The organism is Candidatus Methylomirabilota bacterium (assembly GCA_035936835.1).
In the GTDB taxonomy this organism is placed as follows: Bacteria; Methylomirabilota; Methylomirabilia; order Rokubacteriales; family CSP1-6; genus AR37.
The window spans coordinates 1-17257 of the sequence record DASYVT010000219.1; the positions used below are offsets into that span (position 1 = coordinate 1).

General features: G+C 65.6%; 15 protein-coding genes. 5 read left to right on the forward strand and 10 right to left on the reverse strand.

All coding sequences use genetic code 11. The annotated features are described in order from the left end of the window. The coding region (locus VGV06_20030; GenBank protein HEV2057431.1) for an FAD-dependent monooxygenase at positions 1-1653 on the forward strand (1653 nt) is incomplete at its 5' end. Here the strand turns inward: VGV06_20030 and VGV06_20035 are convergent. The 6 genes from VGV06_20035 to VGV06_20060 all read right to left on the reverse strand — a co-directional run bounded on the left by VGV06_20035 (position 1638) and on the right by VGV06_20060 (position 8091). Then, on the reverse strand, positions 1638-1760 hold the full coding sequence (locus tag VGV06_20035) for a hypothetical protein (protein HEV2057432.1): 123 nt from the start codon (positions 1758-1760) through the stop codon (positions 1638-1640). The genes VGV06_20030 and VGV06_20035 overlap by 16 nt on opposite strands. 36 nt (positions 1761-1796) lie before the next feature. After that, complete coding sequence (locus VGV06_20040; GenBank protein ID HEV2057433.1) at positions 1797-2816, reverse strand: oligopeptide/dipeptide ABC transporter ATP-binding protein; 1020 nt, start codon at positions 2814-2816, stop codon at positions 1797-1799. Beyond that, the gene (locus VGV06_20045) at positions 2813-3832 is read right to left on the reverse strand and encodes an ABC transporter ATP-binding protein (GenBank protein ID HEV2057434.1); all 1020 of its coding nucleotides are present in this window, start codon (positions 3830-3832) and stop codon (positions 2813-2815) included. Before VGV06_20045 ends, VGV06_20040 begins: the two co-directional genes overlap by 4 nt. Beyond that, positions 3822-4985, reverse strand: coding sequence for an ABC transporter permease (locus tag VGV06_20050; GenBank protein HEV2057435.1), 1164 nt, complete (start codon positions 4983-4985; stop codon positions 3822-3824). Before VGV06_20050 ends, VGV06_20045 begins: the two co-directional genes overlap by 11 nt. Beyond that, entirely contained in the window at positions 4985-5974 is a 990-nt protein-coding gene (locus VGV06_20055; GenBank protein HEV2057436.1) for an ABC transporter permease, read from the reverse strand. Before VGV06_20055 ends, VGV06_20050 begins: the two co-directional genes overlap by 1 nt. A 71-nt stretch (positions 5975-6045) precedes the next feature. After that, positions 6046-8091: an ABC transporter substrate-binding protein gene (locus VGV06_20060; protein HEV2057437.1), complete on the reverse strand. Its 2046-nt coding sequence runs from the start codon at positions 8089-8091 to the stop codon at positions 6046-6048. Positions 8092-8359: 268 nt separating this feature from the next. Here VGV06_20060 and VGV06_20065 point away from each other — a divergent pair, with 268 nt between their 5' ends. The 3 genes from VGV06_20065 to VGV06_20075 are packed head-to-tail and all read left to right on the forward strand — an operon-like array spanning position 8360 to position 11951. Further along, on the forward strand, positions 8360-10042 hold the full coding sequence (locus tag VGV06_20065) for an ABC transporter substrate-binding protein (GenBank protein ID HEV2057438.1): 1683 nt from the start codon (positions 8360-8362) through the stop codon (positions 10040-10042). A gap of 6 nt (positions 10043-10048) precedes the next feature. Further along, on the forward strand, positions 10049-11005 hold the full coding sequence (locus tag VGV06_20070) for an ABC transporter permease (GenBank protein HEV2057439.1): 957 nt from the start codon (positions 10049-10051) through the stop codon (positions 11003-11005). Beyond that, positions 10998-11951, forward strand: coding sequence for an ABC transporter permease (locus VGV06_20075; GenBank protein ID HEV2057440.1), 954 nt, complete (start codon positions 10998-11000; stop codon positions 11949-11951). Before VGV06_20070 ends, VGV06_20075 begins: the two co-directional genes overlap by 8 nt. A 957-nt stretch (positions 11952-12908) precedes the next feature. Here VGV06_20075 and VGV06_20080 read toward each other — a convergent pair. The 4 genes from VGV06_20080 to VGV06_20095 form a co-directional block, all read right to left on the reverse strand. Then, positions 12909-13364, reverse strand: coding sequence for a DUF5670 family protein (locus tag VGV06_20080; protein ID HEV2057441.1), 456 nt, complete (start codon positions 13362-13364; stop codon positions 12909-12911). Positions 13365-14486: 1122 nt separating this feature from the next. Then, positions 14487-14810 carry an ABC transporter substrate binding protein gene (locus tag VGV06_20085; GenBank protein ID HEV2057442.1) on the reverse strand — a complete coding sequence of 108 codons (324 nt, stop codon included), beginning with the start codon at positions 14808-14810 and terminating at the stop codon, positions 14487-14489. After that, complete coding sequence (locus VGV06_20090) at positions 14811-15164, reverse strand: HAD family hydrolase (protein HEV2057443.1); 354 nt, start codon at positions 15162-15164, stop codon at positions 14811-14813. A 703-nt stretch (positions 15165-15867) separates the two neighbouring features. After that, entirely contained in the window at positions 15868-16518 is a 651-nt protein-coding gene (locus VGV06_20095) for a hypothetical protein (protein ID HEV2057444.1), read from the reverse strand. Between the two features lie 437 nt (positions 16519-16955). On the opposite strand from VGV06_20095, the gene VGV06_20100 reads away from it, so the two are divergent. Further along, positions 16956-17246, forward strand: a complete 291-nt coding sequence (locus VGV06_20100; GenBank protein HEV2057445.1) for a recombinase family protein — start codon at positions 16956-16958, stop codon at positions 17244-17246. The last annotated feature ends 11 nt before the right edge of the window (positions 17247-17257 follow it).

Here is a 17257-nt window from a genome sequence, read left to right on the forward strand (position 1 = left end):
TTGAGCGCGGCAATCCTGCTGGCACGTCTCGGCGTGCGTTCGCTGCTCGTCGAACGTCACCCCTCGACGACTGACCATCCCAAGGCGCGCGGTTTCTTCACGCGGACGATGGAGATTCTGCGGCCGTGGGGCATCGAGGCCTCGTTGCGCGAGCAGGCGCTTCCCTCGGGCGCGTTTCGCTTCATCTGGGTGGAATCGCTCGCCGGACGTGAGATTGGCCGGGTCGAGCCGCCCCATCGCGACGTCCCCGGCTCGCACAGCCCGACCTATGTCTGCATGGCCGCGCAAGACGCTTTTGAGGCAGAACTCCGGCACCATGCGGAAAGCTATTCTGAGATCGAGCTGCGCTTCAGCACCGAGCTTACTGCGTTCGAGCAGGACGATACTGGCGTGACGGCCACCTTGCGTGACCGGCACTCAGGCCAGATCCAAACGGTGCGCAGCTCCTACATGGTCGCCGCCGATGGCGCATCGAGCCGGGTGCGTGAGGCGCTGGGGATCGACATGGTCGGCCTCGGCGAGCTGGACCACAACATCAACATCCACTTCCGCGCCGAGCTCGGTCCGTGGGTCCGCGGGCGGCCGGCCGCCGGGTACATATCCTCACAGGGCAATGGCACCTTGCTGTGGGCGCATGGGACCGACCGCTGGCTGATCCTACGCGCCTTCCAGCCGGCCAGAGGCGAGCGGCCGGAGGATTTCACGCCCGAGCGCTGCCTTGACTTGGCCCGGCGAGCCGTGGGTATCCCTGACCTGCCAGTCGAACTGATCAACACCGCCTTCTGGACGCGCACCGCGCAGGTGGCCGAGAGATTCCAGGCGGGCCGGGTGTTCCTGGCTGGAGACGCTGCCCATCGCTTCCCGCCCACCGGCGGCTTCGGCGCGAATACTGGTATCCAGGATGCGCACAACCTGGCATGGAAGCTCGCTGCCGTCCTGTCCGCTTGGGCGAACCCTGGGTTACTCGAGACGTACCACGAGGAGCGACGGCCGGTCGCCGAGGCGAACACGGATTTCAGCGTGACCAACGGCCGGCGCTGGGAAGCTGCCCGGCAGGCGATCATCTCTGGAGACGAGGCGGCGATGGCAGGCGCACTCAAGGAGCAAGTGAAGCATCTGGACAGCGAGGGACAAGACCTGGGCTTCTGCTATGGAAGCGGTGCCCTCATCTCCGACGACACGCCGCCGCCTACGGCCGACTCCCAGGCCTACGTCCCCTCGGCCCGGCCCGGTTCGCGCGCGCCGCACGTCTGGCTCCGCCCCTCCGAGGGATTGGGATCTCGGCCCGCCGGGACGGGGCTGCACCATGGGGAACCTGAGACAGCCCGGATCTCGACTCTCGATCTGTTTCATACCGGCTTCACCCTGCTGACAGGGTCGGACGGGAAAACTTGGCGCGATGTCGGCTCGCAGGTGGCATGTGCATTGGCGATTCCGTTCGCCGCATTTGCTGTCGGTCCAGCGGAGGACTTTGACGAGGTCGACGGCGACTGGGCCGAGCTCTACGGAGTCGAGGCCGCTGGCGCAGTGCTTGTCCGGCCAGATGGTCACGTCGGCTGGCGGAGCCGGGGCAGCGCAACGGAACCCCAGAAGGTTATGAGAACAGCGCTTGCCACGGTGACCCGCCGTCGAGCGCCTCACAAGAACGTTTGATAGTCGTGCACGCGTGGCCGAAATGGGGGCAGGCGCGGGGCCAGCGTCTTGCGGGTCACCTTCGGGGCGAAGCCCATCGGGCTCAGGACCGCGATCTTCTCTCCCATGGTCGTCTCCTCTCTCGGCAGGGGCCGCGGCGCGCCTCACTCCACCCCGGCGAGCTGGAGCTCGCGGGCGCGGTGACAGGCGACGAAATGCGCGGGGGCGATCTCCTGCCAGGCCGGCGCCTGCGTCCGGCACAGCTCGATCGCGTGCGGGCAGCGGGGGTGGAAATAGCAGCCGTCCGGCGGTGACGCGGGATTCGCCACTTCCCCTTGCAGGACAGTGCGCCGCGTCCGGAGGCGCGGGTCCGGTTCGGGCACCGCGGACAGGAGGGCCGCGGTGTAGGGATGCTTGGGCGCCGTGAAGATCCGCTCGGTCTCCGCCAGCTCCACGATGCGCCCGACGTACATCACCGCCACGCGGTCGCTGATGTGCCGCACCACGCTCAGGTCGTGCGCCACGAAGAGGTAGGTCAGCCGGAACTCGGCCTGCAGATCCTGGAGCAGGTTCAGGATCTGGGCTTGGACGGAGACATCCAGGGCGGAGACCGGCTCATCGGCAACCACCAGGCGGGGCCGCAGCGCCAGCGCGCGGGCGATGCCGATCCGCTGGCGCTCACCGCCGCTGAAGGCATGGGGGAATCGGCGCATGTACTCGGGCCGGAGCCCGACGCGGCGGAGGAGCTCGGCCACGCGGTCCTCGCGCTCCCGCCGGCTCTTCACGCCGTGGACCAGCAGCGGCTCTCCCACCAGGTCGAGCAGCGTCATGCGGGGATTGAGCGACGAGAAGGGATCCTGGAAGATCATCTGCATCTCGCGGCGCAGCGCCCGCAGCTCCGTCCGGCCCAGCCGGCCGATCTCGACCACGGAGCCGTCGGTGACCCGCATGAGGATCTCCCCGCCGGTCGGTTCGATGGCCCTCACGATGCACCGCGCGGTGGTGGTCTTCCCGCAGCCGGACTCACCCACGAGGCCCAGCGTCTCCCCTTCGTCGATGTGGAGGCCGACGCCGTCCACCGCGCGGACGTGGCCCACCGTCCGCCTCAAGAAGCCCTTCCGGATCGGAAAGAGCTTCCGGAGGCCGGTGACCCGCAGCAAGACCTTTGGCGGGAGGGTGTTCACGGGTAGAGGAAGCAGCTCACGGCGTGCTTGTCCCCGACCGGCCGCAGAACCGGCTCCTCCTTGTCGCAGCGCCCCGCCATGAACTCCGGACAGCGCGGGTGGAAGGGACAGCCGGATGGCCGGTCGTAGGGGTGCGGCACCGCGCCCTCGATCGGCGTCAGCCGCTCTCGCGATCTCGAGCGCATGCGGGGAATGGATCGCAGGAGCGCCCGGGTATACGGGTGCCGCGGGGCGTGGAAGATCTGGTCGACCGTCCCCTGCTCGACCACGCGGCCGAGATACATGACCGCCACGTCGGTGGCCATCTCGGCGACCACCCCCAGGTCATGGGTGATGAGCATGATAGCCATCCCGTCCTCGCGCTGCAGTTGGCGCAGGAGCTCCAGGATCTGGGTCTGCGTGGTCACGTCGAGCGCCGTCGTGGGCTCGTCCGCGATCAGCAGGGTGGGATGGCAGGACAGCGCCATCGCGATCATCGCCCGCTGGCGCAGCCCTCCGCTCAGCTGGTTGGAGAGCTGATCGACCCGCTGCTCCGGTGAGGACACGCCGACCCGCCGCAGGATCTCGATCGCCTTCTCCCGCGCCTGGCTCCGGCTCACCTGTTGATGGAGCATGATCACCTCGACGATCTGGCTTCCTATCGTGTGGACGGGGCTGAACGAGGACATGGGCTCCTGGAAGATGAGCGCGATCTCCGCCCCGCGGATCGCCCGAATCTCGGGGCCGTTCGGCGCGAGCTTCGCCAGGTCCACCACCCCGTCGACGGCACCGGCGGCGACCTGCCGGCGGAACCGGATCTCGCCGCCGACGATCCGGCCCGGCCGGTCGACGATGCCCAGGATCGAGCGGGCGGTGACGCTCTTCCCGCAGCCGCTCTCGCCCACGATGCCGAGCGTTGCCCCGGGGTAGAGGTCGAAGCTCACTCCGTCGACCGCCTTCACCGTGCCCTCGTCCTGGGAAAAGTACGTCTTCAGGTCCCGGACGGACAGGAGCGTCTCCCGGACCTCAACGGCCATAAGGGTCCGCGGCATCCCGAAGCCCGTCGCCGAGGAAGTTGAACGCGATGACCGCGATGATCACGGGCACCGCCGGGAGCATCAGCCACGGCGAGATGGCCACCGTCTGGACGTTCTGGGCCTGCTGCAGCAAAACCCCCCAGCTGATCGCGGGCGGGCGCAGGCCCAGGCCCAGGAAGCTCAGCGAGGTCTCGCTGACGATCATCGCGGGCAGCGCGAGCGTCGTCGCCGCGATGATGTGGCTCATGAACGACGGGACCATGTGCACGAAGATGGTCCGCATCTGGCCGCACCCCACCAGTCTAGCTGAGACGACGAAGTCCTCCTCGCGCATGGCGAGAAAGCGCCCCCGCACGACGCGGGCCAGCTCGGTCCAGGCCAGGAGGGAGATGATGATCGTGATGGCGAAGTACACCTGCATGATCGACCACTCGCGGGGCAGCGCAGCCGCCAGCCCCATCCACAGCGGAATCGTCGGAATAGAGCGGAGGATCTCGATGACCCGCTGGATCAGCGTGTCGATGCTCCCGCCGTAGAAGCCCGAGAACCCGCCGAGGACCACGCCCAGGATCAGGCTCATCGTCACCCCGACGAGCCCGATCGTCAGCGAGATGCGGGTGCCGTACATCAGCCGCGACCAGAGATCGCGCCCCTGCACGTCCGTGCCCAAGAGGAAGATCGTCTTGCTCGCGTCGCGGCCGCCGTCGACGCCGATCAGATGGCGCGTCATCGGGAAGAGACCCAGGAACTTGTACTCGAACCCCTGAGCGAAGAACCGGATAGGGACCTTCTCGCTGGGGTCAGGGCGATAGACGCGCTTGAAGGTCTGCGGGTCGCGGGCGCCCTTGAACCCGTGGACGTGAGGGGCGAAGCGCCAGCCGTCGAAGAAGTAGACGCGCTGCGGGGGCATGAGCGAGCGCTGCGCCTCGGAGGCGTCGGGGTCGGAATACGCGAGGAAGTCGGCACCCAGGACGACCAGGTAGAAGCCGGCCACGACGATCGCGCTCGCCACCGCCACCTTATGCTTGCGGAACCGCCACCACATGAGCTCCCACTGCGTGGCGACGAAGATGCGCTGGTCCGCCTCGCCCTCCACGGCTGGCCCGCGCCTGGGCGCGCCGGCGGGATCGAGGGCCGCCTCGGGCTTGGCCATTAGGTGTCCTCGATCCGGATGCGCGGGTCGATCCACACGAGCAGGATGTCGGAGGCGAGCGTGCCGATCACCGTCATGAGCCCCAGCAGGAGCACGATGGTGCCCGCCAGGAACATGTCCTGCGCGATGAGGGCCTTGAGGAGGAGCGGCCCCACCGTCGGCAGCCCCAGCACGATGGACACGATGATGCTCCCCGACACGATGTAGGGCAGCGTGTAGCCGATGGTGCTCGCGAAGGGGTTGAGCGCGACCCGCACCGGGTACTTCAGGATCACCGTGCGCTCGGGAAGTCCCTTGGAGCGCGCCGTCACCACGTACGGCTTGCGCAGCTCGTCGAGCAGGTTGGCCCGCATGATCCGGATCTGCTGCGCGGTGCCAGCGAGACCCAGGATGAGCGCCGGCACCGGCAGATGCTTGAGGAGATCCCAGACCTTCGCCTGGCTCCAGGGCGCGTCCTGCAGCTCCGGGGTGAACAGTCCGCCCACGTTGGCGTTGAAGAGGATGAATCCAAAGTAGAGGATCACCAGGGCAAGCAGGAAGTTAGGGACGGCGAGGCCGATGAAGCCGATGAAGGTGGCGACGTAGTCGCCCACCGAATACTGGCGGACCGCGGAATAGATGCCGATGGGCAGGGCGAGCACCCAGGTGAGAAAGAGTGCCGCCAGGGAGACCACCACCGTCAGCCACAGGCGGTCGCCGATGACCTCGGTGACGGGCCGCCGCCACTCCATCGACATGCCGAAATTGCCCTGCACGACCAGCTTCATCCACTTGAGGTACTGCACGTAAATGGGCTGCCCGAGGCCGTACTGGATCCGGAGGTTCTGCGCTTCCTCGTCGGTGACGACGCTGCCCATCGCCGCCATCTGGGCGATGTACGAGGTGACGTAGTCCCCCGGCGGCAGCTGGATGATCGCGAAGGCGAGCATCGAGATCGCCCAGACCGTGAAGATGGCGAGGATGGCGCGACGTCCGATGTATGCCAGCATGGGGGCTAGGGTCAGCGTCCCCCCTCACCCTGCCCTCTCCCCTGGGGGGAGAGGGTTGAGGGAGAAGGAGTCTACTTGTAGTAGAACGTCGCGGGACGCGAGATTCCCGGAGTCTTGCCGTCCGGGCTGTTGTACATGCGGGACGGGATATTGCCCATGTTGTTCTTGACGACGCGGACACCCATCGCCGCCGGGCCCTGGCCGACCACGCCGATGATGTAGACCTCCTCGGCGGCGATCCTCCAGACGTCCTTGCCGAGCTGGATCCGCTCCTTCTCCGGCACGCCAAAGGCCTTCTTCCACTTCTCCATCAGCTCCTTCATCCGCGGCTCGGGCTCCTTGCCCTGGGCGCCGGCGGAGTGGAACCACTTGACGTAGAGCGGCCCGGACGTGGCGACCGCGGCCAGCTCGAAGGGGAAGACGTGTTGCGGGAAGGTGAAGAGGTGCTCGCTGCCGTCGTTGTTCCACGCGGCGAGCTGCTGCTCGTTGGCGGCGGTGCGCTGGAGCGCCAGGCTCCGCTCGACTTCCTTTACCTGGAGATCGATACCGATCTTCTTCCACTGCTCGCGGATCATCTCGGAGATCTGCGTGTACTGGACGAACTGGCCGCCCAGCGTCATGATCTCGATGCGCAGGCGGCCCTTGCCGTCCGCGCGCAGGCGGTAGCCCTCCGCGTCCTTCTTGGCCAAGCCGATCTTGTCGAGCATCTCGTTGGCCTTCTTCGGATCGAGCGTGGCCCACAGCTTCCGGTACTGCGGACCCGGGTTGTACTTGTTGCTGTCCACGGGCACGACGGAGCCCGGTGTGCCCGTGCCGAGCCAGAACGTCTCGTTGATCTGGTCGCGGTCGATGCCGAGCGAGAGCGCGCGCCGGAAGTCCGCCGTGTTGAACCACTTCGCGATCTCCGGATCGGCGTCGTAGTTCAGGTTGAACTTGATGATCAGGTCGCAGTAGTCGCCGGGGTCGAGGTAGACCTTGTAGTTGCCCTTCTTCTGGTTCTCGAGGAACACGGGCAGCTTGCCGAGGTCGACGTGCCTCGACGCGTAGTCGTACTCGCCGGCGATCGCGCGCAGGTTCAGCACTTCCAGGTTTTCCGCCAGCGTCATCACGACCTTGTCGATGTAGGGGAGCTGGTTACCGGCCGTGTCCACGAAGACGCTGTACGGGTTGCGCTCGAGCGTCCACGTCGGCGTGTTGTTCGGCGTCACCGTCTTCCACGGCGAAAGCACCGGCAGGTCCGGGTTGAGCGCCCAGTCGTTCTTCGCCAGGAACATGCGCACCCAGCTGTCGAACTTCGCCTCCTTCACCTTCTTGTCCAGCTCGGCCTCGCCGGCGTACTTCGGATGAAATTGCTTGAGATAGTGCGCGGGGGCGAAGCCGCCCATGGCCTTGTACCCATTCCACTGGCCGGCGAGGTCCGTGGAGCCGGCCAGCATGTCAGGCAGCATGAAGTACGGCTCGGGGAACTTGAATCGCACCGTGAGGGTGTCGACCTTCTCGATCGTGCCCTGCTTGCCGTTGATGGCCATGGCTGCCGACGGCGTGGGGATGAGGTCCTTGTTCTTGTAGATGTCCTCGAACCAGAAGACGAAGTCGTCGGCGGTGAAGGGCTTGCCGTCACTCCACTTCATCCCGCGGCGCAGGTGCACGAGCCACGCGCGGCCGCCATCCTGCATCTCGAGGCCCTTGGCGAGGTTCGGCAGGGCCTTGTCGCCCGTGTAGTCCCAGAACATGAGATGGTCGGGTCCCGAGCAGCACCGGAAGCCGTTCCAATAATCCGCGGGACCCGTGAAGCCGGCCCGCCACGTCCCGCCGTACTTGCCTATGGATTGCAGCGGCTTGATGACGAGCGGGTCCTGTCCGATCCGCTCGGCGACGGGCGGAAGCTTGCCCGCCTTGACCAGCTCGGCGAGCTGGGGAGCCTCCTTGAAGGTCTTGGGCTGCTTCGCGGGGTCGGTGACGACCTCCGGCCCCTCCAGCTTGCCGATCAGGCCGCTCTTGCCCACCTGGGCAAGGGCCCCCGCGGCGACCACGGTGCTGAGCACCCCCACCACCAGGGCAATCGTCAGTCGGCTCCGGAGCCTGCGTGTCCTCGGCGTACGCCTATGCTCGATCATGACGCGTCCCCCCTTGAATGCTCGCCTCTATTGGATGCTCGCCTTTGCGCTGCTGCGTGCTCTGACCACGGCGCCCCTGCCCCGGCGAAGCCGGTCATGGCCCTCCTGCGGGCCTCATCGTGCCAGAGGATACTGCCCCGGCGCCCGCACGCCGTCAAGCGCCTCGCGGCCTAGGCGCGCAGTGCGCCTTGTCTCTCGACGGTCCGTCGTGTATGTTTCCGGCACCCTGCGCACGGATGCGCGGGTCTAACCTAATGGGGGTATGTCCATGAGCGACCAGCCCGTCTCCGGCCCACGTAGCAGGACTCTGAGCCGCCGTACCTTTCTCCGTGCCGCGGGCGTGGTGGGGGGAGCCTCCCTCGGCCCCGCCGTCCTCCGCCGCCGGGCCGAGGCCCAGGAGACGCCATCGCCCATCCGCCCTGATCCGGCGGCCAAGCGCGGCGGCACTCTCCGCTACGCCGTGCACAACGCCCCCGCCCACTTCGACGTGCACCAGTCCGGCACCGTCGCCAATATCGGCCCGCAGTCGCCCATGTACGACTGCCTCATCCGGCGGGACCCCCGCGACGGGCAGAGCATCATCCCCGACCTCGCCTGGAAATGGGACATCTCGCCGGACGGCAAGAAGTACACCTTCTATCTCCGCAAGGGCGTGAAGTTCCACGACGGCGCCGACTTCACAGCCGAGGACGTCAAGGCGACCTACGACCGCATCGTCCGTGCGCCCACGGGCGTGGTCATCCCGCGCTCGTCGCTCTTCACCACGGTGGGCGAGATCGTGATCGTCGACCCGCACAGGATCGAGTTCAGGCTGACAGAGGCCCGGCCGAAGGCCTTCATGCTGGGCTCCTTCGCGAGCGGGTGGAACATCATCGTCAGGAAGAAGACCCTCGAGGAGAACCAGGGCAACCTGCGCCAGGTCATGAACTTCCCGGGCACTGGGCCATTCAAGCACGTGTCGAGGAAGGACAAGGAAGTCTGGATCATGGAGCGCAATCCAAACTACTGGAACAAGGGGCTGCCCTACCTCGACAAGCTCGAGATCTACCACATGTTCCCGTTCTCGCCGGAGCTGGGCTCGTCCTTCCTCGCCGGCAAGATCGACTACGCGCGGCTTCTGGATCCGGTCTCCTGGCGCAAGGCCAAGGAGATGCCCAATGTCACCGCCGCCGCCTTCAACCAATCGGTCATCCAGGCTTTCTGGATGAACATGAAGAAGAAGCCCCTCGCCGACCCGCGGGTGCGACGGGCCATACACCTCGCGATGGACCGGCCCACCCTGGTCGAGGTGGTGAAGGATACGGCGCCCATGCAGCTGGGCGGCTTCGTCTACCCCTTCCACGGGATGTCGACGCCGAAGGCCGAGTTGGAGAAGCGCCTGGGGTACCAGAGGGACATCAAGCCCGCGGTGCAGGAGGCGCGCCGGCTCATGCAGGAGGCGGGCTACGGCCAGGGCATCAAGGGGCTCGACTTCGTCGTCCGCGACATCCAGACGTTCAAGCTCTGGGCCGTGGCCATCCAGGCCATGCTGAAGGAGCACATCAATATCGAGACCAATCTGCGTACAGTGCAGACTTCGGTGTGGTTCGACGAGGCGGCGGCCGGCAACTTCGACCTCGCCATCAGCGCCATCGTGTCGAGCCTGATGGACCCGTCCGACTACTTCACCGCCTGGTACGGTCAGAACGGCCCGCAGAACTACTCTGGGTGGTCCAATGAGCAGTTCCACGCCCTCGCCAAGCAGATCGAGCGCGAGCTCGACGACACGAAGCGCAAGGCCATGGTGCGCAAGGCGGAGGATATCCTGGAACAGGACCCGCCGCTCATCCCCATCGCCTACGAGCAGATCTACGATGCCTACTACAACAAGGTGAAGGGGCAGAACCCGTCGACGTTCTTCGGGATCTACGACGTGTGCCGCTGGGACAACGTCTGGCTGGCACAGAGCTAGGGGGCAGTGAGAAAGTATCTCGCTCGGCGGGCGCTGTTCGCCCTCGGAACCCTCGTCGGGGTGTCGCTCATCATCTTTGTCGTCCTGCGCATCCTGCCCGGCGACCCGCTGGTGGCCATCCTCGGCGTGGAGGGTCACGCGAGGATGACACCGGCGGACCGGGTGCGCATCATGCACGACCTCGGTTTGTCCGATCCGCTCCCCGTTCAGTACGTCCACTGGCTCCGGGACATCGCCACGGGGAAGCTCGGCAAGTCGTTCTTCCGCGGCGATACCGTCGCCGAGCTCATCCTCCATCGAGGGCCGATCAGCGCCGAGATCGGTTTCCTCGCGCTCGTCGTCTCGTGGCTCGTCGGCCTCCCCGTCGGCATCGTGAGCGCGATCAAGCCCAATAGCTGGGCCGACAACGTGGCCCGATCGCTCGCCATCTTGTTCATCGCCATCCCGGGCTTCTGGCTCAGCATGCTCATCGTGCTGGCGCTCTTATTCTGGTTCGGGTACAAGGCGCCTCTCATCATCGTCCACGTTTGGGAGTCGCCCTGGGAGAACCTCCAGATCGTGATCGGGCCGGCGATCGTCCTGGGCCTGGCCCAGGGCGCCTATATCGCACGGATGTCCCGCTCGTGCCTCCTCGAGGTCATCGGCGAGGACTACGTGCGCACGGCCCGCGCCAAAGGCGCGCCGGAGCGGCAGGTGGTGCTCGGCCACGCCCTGCCTAACGCACTGCTGCCGGTCATCACGATCTCGGGCGTGCTCCTGGGCTTCGTGCTGGGCGGCTCGGTAGCGGTGGAGCAGGCTTTCGGCGTCCCGGGCCTGGGCCGCTCGCTCGTGACCGCGTTGATCGAGCGCGACATCATCGTGGTCCAGAACCTCGTCCTGCTCTACGCGGTCATCTTCGTGCTGGTGAACTTCGTCGTCGACTTGAGCTATGCGTGGCTCGATCCGCGCATCCGCTATGCGTGAAGGCGATCGCGCCCCCGAGGGGCGCTCCCTTCTCCGCGAGCTCGCCGGCTTCGCCCGGCGCAATACGCTGTCCGCCGCCGGCGGCATCGTGGGCCTGCTCATCATCGCGATGGCCGTCACCGCGCCCTGGGTCGCGCCCCTGGACCCGCTGAAGACCAACTTCAAGCGCATGAACAGGCCGCCCGACGCCCAGTCGTTTTTCGGGACCGACCAGGTGGGGCGGGATACGCTGTCGCGCGTCATTCACGGCGCCCGCACGTCGCTCTTCGTCGCCTTCGCGGCCGTGCTGATGGGAACGACGGTGGGCTCGCTCTGGGGCGTGGCCTGCGGCTACCTTGGCGGCCGTTTCGATCTCGCCAGCCAGCGCGTGATGGAGATCCTCCAGGCATTCCCAGATTTGATTCTCGCCATGGCCATCTCCGTGGCCTTCGGCACGGGGCTCCCCGCCGTGATCATTGCCATCGCGATCACGCGCCTGCCGTTCGGCGGGCGGGTTATCCGCTCGGTGGCGATCACCGTGCGCGAGATGGCGTATGTCGAGGCGGCGCGGGCCAGCGGGGCCTCCGCGTTCCGCATCATGCGCCTCCACGTCCTGCCCCAATGCGTCGCTCCCTATCTCGTGCTCGCGTCCACCCACCTGGGCGTGGCCATCGTTATCGAAGCGGCGCTCGGTTTCCTCGGCGTCGGGGTGCCCCCGCCGACCGCCACGTGGGGCAACATGCTCGCGGACTCGATCACGGGACTCGTGCCGCAGTGGTGGCTCGTGCTCTTTCCGGGGCTCGCGATCACCGTCACGGTACTGGCCTTCAACCTCCTCGGTGACGGCATACGCGACACGCTCGATCCGCGGCTCTCGCCAGGATTCCTCCGCCTCGTCACGGGTGCGGGGCGCAGCGCGCGCGCCGCGCCGGCGCTGACCGCGGCCCGGCCCGGCGCCGCCTCCTGAGGCGCGGACAGTTCTGCTCTCGGGCGTCGGGATGATCGCAGCTTCGGGACGATGAACATCCTCCGACCAGAACATGGATTATGCTGGCGGCAAGCCCATCAACGTCGTGAAGCCCTAGGTGCTGCGGAAATCGCCTCGACCCGCCTGAGCGCTGCGCGGTAGTAGAACCACTTGCCACGACGGATCAGTATGCGGAACCGTGCCGCCGTTGTACCGCCTCCCGTGTAGTAGGATCTGATACACGACGACGCGTAACGACTGAACTCGCCGGACTCTCTCGCACCGTCGCCCCACGTGATGGCCCCAACGGGATTCGAACCCGTGTTTCAGTCACGATCCCGTTTTTGCCAGCAGTTTCACATAGTTCTTGGCCGCAAACCCTTCGAAAACCGACGCGACTAAAACATGCAGCGTGAGTTCTCTGAAACATCCTTCGCCTGTGTGCTGGTCCAAATCGGGGGCCCGCGCTCACCGAAATCAAACCTGTTGGCTTTTGAGGTGGAACTCATCTGACGATCCACTCGGGTGTCTGAGTCTCGAGGAAGTGAGAATCGGATGGGACTGCCGGCGGGAATGTCCTGGGAAGACGGGAATCGGACTGGGGTGCCCCTGACCACAATCGCTCCGAGGCGAACCTCTCTGCCCCCGGGTTCCGGTAGGGTGCCGGGAGATCTGTATACGGCGAAATCCTCAACCCCGGCATGGTCCGGTTCGTCGGGCTCAGGTCCGTTGTTGCCAATCAAATCTACGAAGCTGCCAATGATTTCCATCATGGCCTCGCCTTCGCTGGCTGTGGAACGCTTAAAAGCAGCACAAATTGACGATCTTGATCACCTGACGCGACCCCCGGGCGATCATGCGGAGATGCCCGTAGCGGAGTCGGAGAACTGGGTCGTCCCTACCGCACTTCGGGCATGGGCAAGTCGGTCGGCGCCAGATAGGCGACGGTGATGTGAGCTACGCCCGTCCTCGAAAAAAATGAACGGCCAACGAAATGAGCGCGACGAGCAAAAGAATGTGAATCAGGACACCCGAAGCGCGAAACACAATCCAGCCGAACCCCCACACCACCATGAGGACGATAAACAGGGTCAAGAACATGGCGTCTCCTTCGTTGGACGGTTCTTCCGTTTCGCCTTCGCCCGTCGCGCAAGAACCCTGCGGCGCGGCGGTCGGGGCGAGCCGGGTTCGTCGAGCTAGGTCCGCGGGGTCACGGGCACGGGTCTGGCCGCTGCTCCTCCTGCCAGAGCGTGTCGCACTTGCCGTGCAGGTGCAAGACGAGGCCGAGGGGAGCTCGATACGACACCTGCGGGCCTGCGTCCTCACACACAATGCAGGCTGCAAAGAGGTCAGGGGGACCGACGTGGCGCTGGCCTGGCACGGATCGGCCCGCCTCGTTGACGAGGGAGCCATCAGGTTGGACCTGGGGCAGGATGCCCGAGGTCAAGAGGTCACGGATCTTGGCGCGGAGCATCCGGTCAGACTGCATTGCGATTAGGTCGCACGCCTCTTCGCGTTCGCCCGACGTGGTTGACTGGCCGTCTTGAGCGGCGTCCGCTTCGGCCATCGTCCCCGTGGGAGCCAAAAGCTAACCCGTCTCAGTCCGGGCGTGTACGACGGAAACGCCGCGGAGTCGTGTCCGCACTCGATGCAGCGCTCGCCCCGACTTGCCGCACACGCATCGCGCTCGTGATCGCAGGCGGGGGCTCCCTCGCAATAGATGCACATGATGAATTTGGGGTGACTTCAATCGAGAGTCTACCGTGCTACACCCATGGGCCGCCGCCTATCATTTCTATCTCTTGCGCGGTCTCCTCGCGGGGCGCTTGCGCGTGCGAGGCATCCGCGATGCCGTCTCCTTGACCCGGCGAGCCAGCAACTCCTTCACCTCTCGCTTCCCCATCCTCCGTAACGCCACCAGGTGGACGCGGTTCTGGCCAGAAGGTGTGGAGTCTCCGGCCACCCAGTGGGCCACGGCTGTCGCGCTCACACCCACAAGCCGCGCCAGGGCCGTCTGACTCAGCCCAAGGCGCTGCCGCAAGCTCTCAATAAGCCGAGGCGAGAGGCGCGCGGCCTTCGCGTCTTCCTCGGACACCTGCGGGATCGCCGGAGAAGCCTCCATGAGCCGCTTCCAGCCTACCGCGTTCCGGCGCAGGGTCGTGACCGTCGCTTGGAGGTCCGTCACTTTCTTTCGGAGCCGAACGACCTCTCGCCGCAGCGGCGTGACAACCACGCGGACTTGCCTCCGGGCTCCTCGCGCAATCGCCTCCTTGATCACCGTTTCCAGTTTTCCCAACGAGCGTCTCCTCGTGAAGGTCAGACAACGATCGAGCCAGAGCGGACTGCCGTAACGATTGTCCAGTCGGCCACCTGAAAGGGCAAGTCCGAGCGCCTGGCCCCGCCACGTCGCCTTCTACCAGGACGCCGGCCCCTTCCGGATTGTCATGTCGGATATCCCCCTTGAATGGCCATACGGACTCCTTTCGCCTGGTGGTAGTGTGCCACAAGCATCCCGACTGACAAGCGCGACGTTCATCACTGGAGCACCTCATCCGCCCGCAGCAGCAGCGACGGCGGGATGGTTAGGCCCAGGGCCTTAGCGGTCTTGAGGTTGATCACCGGCGCGAAGTTCGTCGGCCGCTCGATGGGGTTGTCGCTAGGCTTGGCGCCGTTCAGGATCCTGTCCGCGTCGGTAGCGGACCGGCGGAACATCTCCATGAGGTTGGGTCCGTAGAGGAGCAGACCACCGTCACTCACGAACTCTCTGAACTCGTTCATGGCCGGAATGCGATGCTCCACCGCGAAGCGAACAATCCGGCTCCGCTGGCTCACGATGAGGAGATCCGCAGGCGCACCCATTCATCGCACTCCTTTGGCGAACTCACTTTCTTGGATGAAGCGCCAACCTGCGCGCTCCGCAGCGCCCCGGTCGTCGCTCGCACCGGAAATGCCGAGGATGTTGCCGACCATCACGTAGTCATGCCCCGGAATGAACTGCCGCAGCTGGCGCAAAAAGTCGTGCTTCTCGATGCCGCATGGCCCCACGAACGAGCAGATGCGGTGCCAGTCCGGATAGTGCAGCGTCACCATCGCCCAATTCCCACAGAGGCCGACGATATGGCCGTGCTCGCGCAGCCTGACGAGATCGAGCAGCTTCACAGGACCCCTGCTGACCTCCAGTGTCTCATCCACGTCGAACGCGTACACGACCATAGCGGTTTCCTCCAGCCCCAGCGTGTACAGCGACCCTAGCGCGAGGGGCCGCCACAATTGGCCGGTTTTGGGTGTCCACCGAGGAAGAGTGGCCCGAGCGTAGCCATCTGGACGGGTCTGGGCAAGGACAAACGGGTGAGGACCTCTGCGACACTACGGACTCATGTCCGACGACCGCCCGAAGAGCGCGTTCGAGCTGGCGATGGAGCGCCTCCGGCAGAAGGACAAGGAGGCCAGCATCGATGATCGCCCTCAAGTTCAGCCCGGTACCCTAACAAAGCCCGCTGAATACGTAACGGCAAACAGCTAGCGCGTGGCGGACTGGAAATACGGGTTTCAGGCCCTGACCTCGAACCGGAACGCCAGTGACCTGTTTGCCTCGAGTGGTTGCGGGCCCCCGCAACCAATAAAGAGAAGGGGTTAGGGGACTTTCCCTAACCCCTTTTGCTATTTTGTCTAACACTTGTCTAACCGGAAGACCTTGGGCACCATGCAGATTGTCAAATGGTGCGGGCACGGTCAGGAGTTCGTGCCCGTGCCCGAGGCTGACGGCTACGGGTGGCTAATACCAGTTTGGGAACCGCCGACTACTCTGATGGCCTAAGCCCTCTTCCCCGAGGCGGTGGAGAGGTTCTTGACAGGAATTTAGCGTGGTCGGGGACTTCAAAGCCGGAAGGCGCAGCTGTCATCGGGGCCAGTCACCTCAGAAGCGGTACTTGACCCCGACCGCCAGGACATTCGAGTCTCCGTTTCCGTACACCCCGAACAGCGCGGAGCGGTGGTGGATCCGCGTCACGAACGCCCATTCGGGGTGTTGAGGAGGCGAGAGGGTGAGCTCGAACATCAAATAGTTCATCAGTTGCCGTGAGGTGCCCTCGAACTCCTTCTCGAGCTTGGGCACCGCTGTAGTGTAGGAGATACCATCGCCAACGGCGAACGTCGTGTATACGTAATCGTTCCACGGAAATGTCACCCAGCGCCCCACCAGGAGCGCGTTGAGCTCCCAGTTGGTCTGCTTCCCGAAGTTCTTGGCGACCTGTCCCTCGAGCTCGAACCGGAGGTGCCTGGTCAAGGTCCAGATCTCCCGCGACACGGCGAGAACACCGATGTAGGAGTCCTGGGGATCGTACTGAAAGGAGAACATTCCCCCCAGCGAATTGTTCATGAACACGCCACCGTAGAGCGTGACGGCCCAGGGCAACTGGCCCGGGTCACGGCCCGGGGAAGCCTTGGCAATGCCCGCCTCGGTGGCCTCGTGTACTCCCGGGCGACCGGCGTCCGGAGCCGCCGGGTTGGTGACCTCCTCCGCCCATGTCGATGAAACCACGAGAACCGAGAGCGCCAGGGTGAACACCAGCGGGGCGAATCTCGTACGTGAGCCCAATGGAGTCAACCTCCGTGGCGTCGGCCAAAACCAGCTATAGTCGTCCGCGACCGGGATTCCCGATGTGGCCGGCGGTGATCCAACTCACGTCCGGCGCCACGCCACTCGGTTGATGCGTCCGAGGATCAGCCGAGACAGGCTCCACGTCAAGTCGCCCCCCCCCAGCCGCGGGGTGCTGCTCCGTCAGGGTCCGCATACACGCGAGGCGCTCCAGACATTTCTGGTTGATCGCGTCGACTGCACGCCCGTGCTCGTCGCCGGCACGCGGGGCTACGCGTTCACCGGCGACGGCACGATCGGAGGGCTGCTGGCGGCCAGCACGTGGCCTACTACCTCATGGTGGCCCCAACGGGATTCGAACCCTTCGGTAACGCTCCAAGTCCGCGGCATCGTGCGGGTTGCGTGACATGGGTAGATCAGAGTCTGCCGCGAGCCATGCGGCCTACATCAGAGTTAGCACCAACAGGCAGGACCTTGAGGTCCAGCTCCCCGAGATCCGGGAGCACGTAGGCAGACGCGGCTGGGAACTGGTCGCGACCTACAGCGACATCGCGTCGGGGGCGCGGGAGGATCGGGCTAGCTTCCAGCGCCTCCTGGCGGGCGCGACGAAGCGGAAGTTCGACGTGATCGTCGTCCAGCGCTTTGACCGCGCCGCGCGGTCCGTCAAGCAACTCGTCGAGACCCTCGAGCATCTGTGACGCTGCCGGGT

Bases quoted from the DNA above. Each gene is read 5' to 3' on its own strand.
- VGV06_20035 (HEV2057432.1), bottom strand. From the start codon at position 1,760: ATGGGAGAGAAGATCGCGGTCCTGAGCCCGATGGGCTTCGCCCCGAAG.
- VGV06_20045 (HEV2057434.1), bottom strand. From the start codon at position 3,832: ATGGCCGTTGAGGTCCGGGAGACGCTCCTGTCCGTCCGGGACCTGAAG.
- VGV06_20050 (HEV2057435.1), bottom strand. From the start codon at position 4,985: ATGGCCAAGCCCGAGGCGGCCCTCGATCCCGCCGGCGCGCCCAGGCGC.
- VGV06_20055 (HEV2057436.1), bottom strand. From the start codon at position 5,974: ATGCTGGCATACATCGGACGTCGCGCCATCCTCGCCATCTTCACGGTC.
- VGV06_20060 (HEV2057437.1), bottom strand. From the start codon at position 8,091: ATGATCGAGCATAGGCGTACGCCGAGGACACGCAGGCTCCGGAGCCGA.
- VGV06_20065 (HEV2057438.1), top strand. From the start codon at position 8,360: ATGAGCGACCAGCCCGTCTCCGGCCCACGTAGCAGGACTCTGAGCCGC.
- VGV06_20075 (HEV2057440.1), top strand. From the start codon at position 10,998: ATGCGTGAAGGCGATCGCGCCCCCGAGGGGCGCTCCCTTCTCCGCGAG.
- VGV06_20080 (HEV2057441.1), bottom strand. From the start codon at position 13,364: ATGGCTCCCTCGTCAACGAGGCGGGCCGATCCGTGCCAGGCCAGCGCC.
- VGV06_20085 (HEV2057442.1), bottom strand. From the start codon at position 14,810: ATGGGTGCGCCTGCGGATCTCCTCATCGTGAGCCAGCGGAGCCGGATT.
- VGV06_20090 (HEV2057443.1), bottom strand. From the start codon at position 15,164: ATGGTCGTGTACGCGTTCGACGTGGATGAGACACTGGAGGTCAGCAGG.
- VGV06_20100 (HEV2057445.1), top strand. From the start codon at position 16,956: ATGGGTAGATCAGAGTCTGCCGCGAGCCATGCGGCCTACATCAGAGTT.